8 protein-coding genes are annotated in these 6635 nt (G+C 65.8%); all 8 read left to right on the top strand.

Features of this window, described 5'->3' with window-relative positions:
• Window positions 1-966: FAD-dependent oxidoreductase (locus RMO40_RS02480; RefSeq protein WP_309715814.1), on the top strand; the 966-nt coding region annotated here is incomplete at its 5' end.
• Window positions 963-1760, top strand: coding sequence for a DUF1365 family protein (locus tag RMO40_RS02475; RefSeq protein ID WP_309715811.1), 798 nt, complete (start codon window positions 963-965; stop codon window positions 1758-1760). The genes RMO40_RS02480 and RMO40_RS02475, both read left to right, overlap by 4 nt.
• 22 nt (window positions 1761-1782) lie before the next feature.
• Complete coding sequence (locus RMO40_RS02470; RefSeq protein ID WP_309715808.1) at window positions 1783-3012, top strand: class I SAM-dependent methyltransferase; 1230 nt, start codon at window positions 1783-1785, stop codon at window positions 3010-3012.
• Window positions 3013-3018: 6 nt separating this feature from the next.
• The gene (locus tag RMO40_RS02465) at window positions 3019-3558 is read left to right on the top strand and encodes a chalcone isomerase family protein (RefSeq protein ID WP_309715805.1); all 540 of its coding nucleotides are present in this window, start codon (window positions 3019-3021) and stop codon (window positions 3556-3558) included.
• A gap of 70 nt (window positions 3559-3628) precedes the next feature.
• On the top strand, window positions 3629-4897 hold the full coding sequence (locus tag RMO40_RS02460) for an MFS transporter (protein WP_309715802.1): 1269 nt from the start codon (window positions 3629-3631) through the stop codon (window positions 4895-4897).
• Complete coding sequence (locus RMO40_RS02455; RefSeq protein WP_309715799.1) at window positions 4894-5418, top strand: DUF3833 domain-containing protein; 525 nt, start codon at window positions 4894-4896, stop codon at window positions 5416-5418. The genes RMO40_RS02460 and RMO40_RS02455 overlap by 4 nt, the downstream gene beginning before the upstream one ends.
• Before the next feature lies 1 nt (window position 5419).
• Window positions 5420-6193 (top strand): SDR family NAD(P)-dependent oxidoreductase, encoded by a 774-nt coding sequence (locus tag RMO40_RS02450; RefSeq protein ID WP_309715796.1) that lies wholly within the window; start codon window positions 5420-5422, stop codon window positions 6191-6193.
• A complete protein-coding gene (locus RMO40_RS02445; RefSeq protein WP_309715792.1) occupies window positions 6190-6633 on the top strand; it encodes a nuclear transport factor 2 family protein in 444 nt (147 codons plus the stop codon). The genes RMO40_RS02450 and RMO40_RS02445 overlap by 4 nt, the downstream gene beginning before the upstream one ends.
• The last annotated feature ends 2 nt before the right edge of the window (window positions 6634-6635 follow it).

Here is a 6635-nt window from a genome sequence, read left to right as displayed (position 1 = left end):
CAGCGACGCAACCTCGTGCGGCCCGGCTTTTTGCGCATGCTGGCCGACATCCTGCGCTTCAACAAACTCTCCACCCAGCTGGCCGAGCACGGCGCAGAAGCCTCACTGCAGCAACCCATTGGCGACTTTCTGGCCGAGCAGCGCTTCTCGGCCGAGTTCCGCGACTGGTACTTCCTGCCGATGATTGGCTGCATCTGGTCATGCCCGACCGATCAGATGCTGCGTTTTCCGATCGCCACCATGATCCGCTTCTGCCACAACCACGGCTTGCTGCAGGTGGCCAACCGTCCACGCTGGTTCACGGTGACCGGCGGCGCACGCAACTACGTGCACAAGATGCTGCCGCGCATCAGCGACGCCCGGCTCAACACCCCCGTGCGCAGCGTGCACCGCTCGTCGGCCGGCGTGTTGGTGCGCACCGACCGCAGCACCGAACACTTCGACGACGTGGTGATGGCTTGTCACAGCGACCAATCGCTGGCCTTGCTGGCCGACTCGACCCCCGCCGAGCGCGAGGTGCTGGGTGCCATTCGCTACCACCGCAACCGCGCGGTGCTGCACACCGATACCTCGGTGTTGCCCAAGCGTCCGTTGGCCTGGGCCGCCTGGAACTACGAGCGCGCCACCGACGGCCCGCGCGAGCAGGCCGCGGTGTGCCTGCACTACCTGATCAACCGGCTGCAGCCGCTGCCGTTCGACGAGCCGGTGATCGTCTCGCTGAACCCCGTGCGCGAGCCCAGGCCCGACTGTGTGCACGGTGAGTTCGACTACGCCCACCCGGTGTTCGACAGTGCGGCGATTGCCGCCCAGCAGCGCCTGCCCTCCTTGCAAGGGCAGGGCAGCACCTGGTTTTGTGGCGCCTGGACGCGTTATGGCTTCCATGAAGACGGGCTCATGTCAGGCCTGGCCGTGGCCGACGGCTTGCGCCGCCAGTGGGCGAACACCCCCGTGCGGGAGGCCGCGTGAACTCGCCGCAACCGGGGCCGCTGATCGGCACCGGCGTGGTTCGGCACACCCGGCTGCGCCCGGCGAACAACAGCTTCAGCTACCGCACCTACTTCCTGATGTTGCCGATGCGCAGCCTGCGCCTGAAAGCCTCCGGGGTGCTCAAGCGCAACCGTTTCGGGTTGATCAGCTTCTTCGACCGGGACCATGGCGATGGCCGCACCGACAGCCTGGCCTGGCTCGACGAACTGCTGCAACGCGAAGGCGTTCTGGACGCCACCGGCGAAGCCTGGCTGCACTGCTACCCGCGCGTTCTCGGCCACACCTTCAAGCCGGTGAGCTTCTGGTACTGCCACCGCGCCGACGACTCGCTCGCCGCCATCGTGGTCGAGGTCAACAACACCTTCGGCGAGCGCCACTGCTACCTGCTGCGCGGGCCCGAGCTCGCCTTCGGTGCCGAGCTGCGTGCCGACAAGGTGTTTCATGTTTCGCCCTTTTGCGACGTGAGCGGGAGCTACCGCTTCCGCTTCTTGCGCACCCATCTGCATCCACAAGCCGGCAGTGCACGTATCGATGCACAGCGAACGCTGGTGCGCATTGACCACGACGACGACGCCGGCCCACTGCTGCAAACCAGCGTGTCGGGCCACTTGGCACCGTTGACGGCGCAAAGCACACGGGCCGCCTTTTTTGGCATGCCGCTGATGACGGTTTTTGTCGTCGCGCGCATCCATTGGCAGGCGCTCCGGTTGTGGGTCAAGAACGTGCCGTTCTTTCGCAAACCCGAGCCCCCCAAGGCCTTCATCACCCGATAACCGGACAGCAGGACTCGCCCCGATGAACCCCACCAGCACCCAAGCCAGCTACAGCACTGCCGCCGTGCCCGAAGGCGCGCCCGCCGCAGCGCGCGCCGTCTTCCGCCTGCTCAAGAACTTGAAGCACGGCACGCTCGACGTGCAGTTGCCCGACGGCAGCCACACCCGCTTCGGCTCACCCACCAGCGGCGAGCTGCGCGCGGCCATTCGCCTGCGCAACTGGAACGTGTGTGGCGCAGCGCTGAAGTCGGGTGACATTGGCTTTGCCGAAAGTTTCATCGCCGGCGAATGGACCACACCCGACCTGGCCACCTTGCTCAAGCTCTTCATCGCCAACCGCGACGAGATCGAGACCGTGGTCTACGGCACCTGGTGGGGCTCGCTGCTGTACCGCGCCAAACATCTGTTCAACCGCAACTCGCGCAGCGGCAGCAAGAAGAACATCCACGCCCACTACGACCTGGGCAACGAGTTCTATCGCCTGTGGCTCGACCCGACGATGAACTATTCCAGCGCCTGGTTCGAGGGCGATCGACAGGGCAACCTGGTCGATGCCCAATGGGCCAAGGTGCGCCGTGCGCTGAAAGAATGTGATGTGAAGGCCGGCGACCGCGTGCTGGAGATCGGTTGTGGCTGGGGCGCTTTGGCCGAATGTGCCGCGCGCGAGTTGGATGCCAGCGTCACCGGCGTCACGCTCTCCAATGAGCAGCTGGCCTGGGGCCAGGATCGTTTGAAGCGCGCCAACCTGCAAGGCGAGTTGCGCTACCAGGACTACCGCGACATCGACGATGGCCCGTTCGACGCCATCGCCTCGATCGAGATGTTCGAGGCTGTGGGCCGCGAATATTGGCCGGGCTTCTTCGAGACACTCAAACAGCAGCTCAAGCCGGGCGGCAAGGCCTGCATCCAGAGCATCACCATCCGCGACGATTTGTTCGAGCGCTACGTGAAGTCGACCGATTTCATCCAGCAGTACATCTTCCCGGGCGGCCTCTTGCCCAGCCCCAGCGCCTTCCGCGAAGCGGCGGCCAAAGCGGGCTTGAAGATCGTCAACGAACTCTCCTTCGGCGAAGACTATGCCGAGACGCTCAAGCGCTGGCGCGAGAGCTTCCTTGCGCAAGACGCGCGTGTACGCCGCCTGGGCTTCGACACCCGCTTCATGCGCATCTGGGAGTTCTATCTCGGCTACTGCGAAGCGGCCTTCGCCACCGGCAACACCGGCGTCATGCAGTTCACGCTGCAGCGCGACTGAACGGCGATGAACACGCTCTCGCGTCGCAGCACCTTGGTCGCACTGGCCTGCCTGCCGCTGGGCGCACTCGCCCAGACCACGCCACCCAGCGAGTTGAGCGCCTTGCCCGGCGCGCGCCTGCTGGGCCAGGGCCGACTGACCTTTCTCGGCCTGAGTGTCTACAGCGCCAGGCTCTGGGTCACCGACGGCTTCAAGCCCGACAACTTCATCAACCACCCGGTGGCGCTCGAGCTCGAATACGCCCGCTCGCTGGTCGGCTCGCTGATCGCCGAACGTTCGTTGACCGAGATGAAACGTGTCGGTGACGTTCCTGCCGACAAGGCCGAGCTCTGGCTCGCCGCCATGACGAAAACCTTCCCCGACGTGAACAAGGGCGACCGCATCACCGGCCTGTACCTGCCCGGGGAAGGCATGCGCTTTTTCTTCAACGGCAAGCCACGCGGCGACATCCTCGACCCTGCCTTTGCCCGTTTGTTCACCGGCATCTGGTTGTCACCGCGCACGTCTGAGCCCAAGCTGCGACTAGCCTTGTTGGGCAGCGCATGAGCCCCGCCCGGCCGCCCGCAGGGGCTCATTCCCGCTCGGCGGGACCGCACGAAGTGCGCAGGGTGCTCAGATGAGTGCAGCCCTCGCGCCCACCTGGTCAGGCCGCTGGCGCCATGGCCTGAGCTACGGCGCGCCGGGCTTCCCGCTTGCCTTTGTCGCGCTGCCCTTGTATGTGGTGCTGCCCAACCACTATGCGGCGGAGTTCGGTGTGCCGCTGGCCCTGCTGGGTGCGGTGCTGCTGGGTGCGAGGTTGCTGGACGCCCTGGTCGACCCGTTCATCGGCCGCTGGGCCGACGCCCTGCTCGACGAGTCGATGATGAAAGCCTGGGCCGTTGTGGCCGGGGCCGCCGTGGTGCTCGCGCTCGGCTTTCGCGGCCTCTTCTTTCCACCGGTCGCACAAGGCAACACCACCGCTTTATTGATCTGGTGTGCGGCGCTGCTGGCCGTGACCTACCTGAGCTACAGCGTCATCACGGTGATCCACCAAGCCTGGGGTGCCCGCCTGGGCGGCGACGAGGCACAACGCGCCCGCATCGTGGCCTGGCGCGAAGGCCTGGCGCTGTGCGGCGTGCTGGTCGCGAGTGTCTTGCCGTCGGTGGCGGGTTTGAGCATCACCACGGTGGCCTTCGGCGTCGCCCTGGCCGTGGGCGTGCTGATGCTGCGCGGCGCACCGCAGCCACGTGTGCCCCTTCGTGTCACGCTGCCATCGTTGCGCCTGCCCTTGCAGACACCGGCCTTTCGCCGCCTGCTCGCGATCTACCTGCTCAACGGCATTGCGAGCGCGGTGCCGGCGACGCTGGTGCTGTTTTTCATCCGCGACCGGCTGCAGGCCCCGAGCCACGAGCCGCTGTTTCTGGCGAGCTACTTCGCCGCCGCCGCGCTGTCGATCCCGGTGTGGGTGCGCATCGTCGGGCGATTCGGCCTGGCGCGCAGCTGGCTTGCCGGCATGTTGCTGGCCATCGCCGTCTTCGCCTGGGCGGCAGCGCTCGGCGCGGGTGATGTGGTGGCCTACACCATCGTCTGTGTGCTGAGCGGTGTGGCGCTCGGCGCCGACCTCAGCCTGCCGGCCGCGCTGCTCGCGGGCGTGATTCAAACCGCAGGCCACAGCGGCCGCGCCGAGGGCTCGTACTTCGGCTGGTGGAACTTCGCCACCAAGCTCAATCTCGCGCTCGCCGCCGGTGTGGCCTTGCCGGCCTTGCAGTGGTTCGGCTACGCCCCCGGCAGCCAGAGCGTGCAGGCACTCGGCGCGCTGACCATCGCTTATTGCGTCTTGCCCTGTGTGCTCAAGCTCGGCGCTGCCGGCTTGTTGTGGGCTCAATGGATCAAGGGAACACCATGAAAAAACTGCTCTGCGCCGTCGCCATCGCCCTCACGCTGGGGGCCTGCGCCTCGCCCACCCCGGCCGACTACGCGGCCGAAAAGCCCGTGCTCGACCTGCAGCGCTATTTCAATGGCGACATCACCGCACACGGCATCTTCACCGACCGTTCTGGCAAGGTGGTGCGGCGTTTCACCGTGCTGATGAAATGCCAGTGGACGGGCGACGAAGGTGTGCTCGACGAAGCCTTCACCTACAGCGACGGCAAGACCGATCGCCGTGTGTGGAAGCTGAAGAAGCTGCCCGGCGGCAAGTACACCGGCACGGCCGGCGACGTGGTCGGCACGGCACAAGGCCAGGCCTCGGGCAACGCCTTCCAGTGGGCCTACACGCTCAAGCTGCCGGTCGACGACAAGACCTACGAAGTGCAGTTCGACGACTGGATGTACCTGATCGACGAACGTGTGATGCTGAACAAGGCGGTGATGAGCAAGTTCGGCGTCCGTCTCGGCGAAGTCACGCTGTCGTTCACCAAGAATTGACATGTCGCTCAACCCCCGCATCACCGACTGGAAGGGCCGGGTCGTCTGGCTGGTCGGCGCCTCGACCGGCATCGGCCGCGCCACCGCCGAGCTCTTGCACAAACAAGGCGCGCAGGTGGTGGTGTCGGCACGCAACACCGCCGCCTTGCAGGCCTTCGAGACGGCCCACCCCGGCAGCCTGGGTCTGGCATTCGACGCCACCGACCGCGCCGCCTTCGAGCGCGCCGCACAGGTGATCGTGGCGCAGTTCGGTCGCATCGACCTCGCGCTCTACTGCGCCGGCTACTACAAGGCCATGCGTGCGACCCAGTTCGACTTGAAAGAGGCGCTGCGCCACCAGGAAGTGAACTACGTCGGCGCCTTGCACATGCTCGACGCCGTGTTGCCGGTGCTGCTGCGGCAAAAGGCGGGGCACATCAGCCTGGTCTCGAGCGTGGCAGGCTACCGTGGCCTGCCCAATTCGCTGGCCTACGGACCGACCAAGGCGGCGCTGATCAACCTCGCGCAAACTCTCTACATGGACCTGCAACCCCAAGGCATCGGCACCTCCGTCATCAACCCCGGCTTCGTCGAGACGCCGCTCACGGCGCAAAACGAATTCACCATGCCCGCGTTGCTGACACCCGAGCAGGCCGCGCAAGAGATGCTCAAGGGCTGGGCGCAGGGCCGGTTCGAAATTCATTTCCCCAAACGTTTCACGCTGTGGCTGAAGGCGCTGACGCATGTGAGCGACGGGCTGTACTTTCGTGCCATCCGCCGGAGCACCGGCCTGTGACGGGGCCACGTTGTTCCGACCCGCGCGTGGCGCGCATCGTCACGCTGTTCGAGCAGTTGAAGCCGGCCGACATCGATCGGCTGGGTGAGTTCTACACGACCAACGCGCTCTTCAAAGACCCGTTCAACGAAGTGCAAGGCCTGGCGGCGGTGCAGGGCGTGTTTCGCCACATGTACCAGTCGCTGCACGAGCCGCGCTTCGTGGTGCGCGACATCATCGTGCAAGGCGAGCAGTGTTTTCTGAGCTGGGACTTCCTGTTTCGCTTCAAGCGATTCAACGACGAGCTGCAGACCGTGCGTGGCGGCTCGCAGCTGCAGCTCGACCCGATCGGCCTCATCACGCTGCACCGCGACTACTGGGATGCGGCCGAAGAGTTGTACGAAAAACTGCCGCTGATCGGCGGCCTGATGCGCTGGCTCAAAAAGCGCGCCAACAGCTGAGC

This window comes from Rhizobacter sp., from assembly GCF_031412075.1.
Classification (GTDB): domain Bacteria; phylum Pseudomonadota; class Gammaproteobacteria; order Burkholderiales; family Burkholderiaceae_C; genus Rhizobacter.
This window is presented reverse-complemented; position numbering and strand designations above follow the sequence as displayed.

Excerpts from the sequence above, each read along its gene's own strand:
- RMO40_RS02470 (WP_309715808.1), top strand. The coding sequence starts at position 1,783 with ATGAACCCCACCAGCACCCAAGCCAGCTACAGCACTGCCGCCGTGCCC.
- RMO40_RS02465 (WP_309715805.1), top strand. The coding sequence starts at position 3,019 with ATGAACACGCTCTCGCGTCGCAGCACCTTGGTCGCACTGGCCTGCCTG.
- RMO40_RS02460 (WP_309715802.1), top strand. The coding sequence starts at position 3,629 with ATGAGTGCAGCCCTCGCGCCCACCTGGTCAGGCCGCTGGCGCCATGGC.
- RMO40_RS02455 (WP_309715799.1), top strand. The coding sequence starts at position 4,894 with ATGAAAAAACTGCTCTGCGCCGTCGCCATCGCCCTCACGCTGGGGGCC.
- RMO40_RS02450 (WP_309715796.1), top strand. The coding sequence starts at position 5,420 with ATGTCGCTCAACCCCCGCATCACCGACTGGAAGGGCCGGGTCGTCTGG.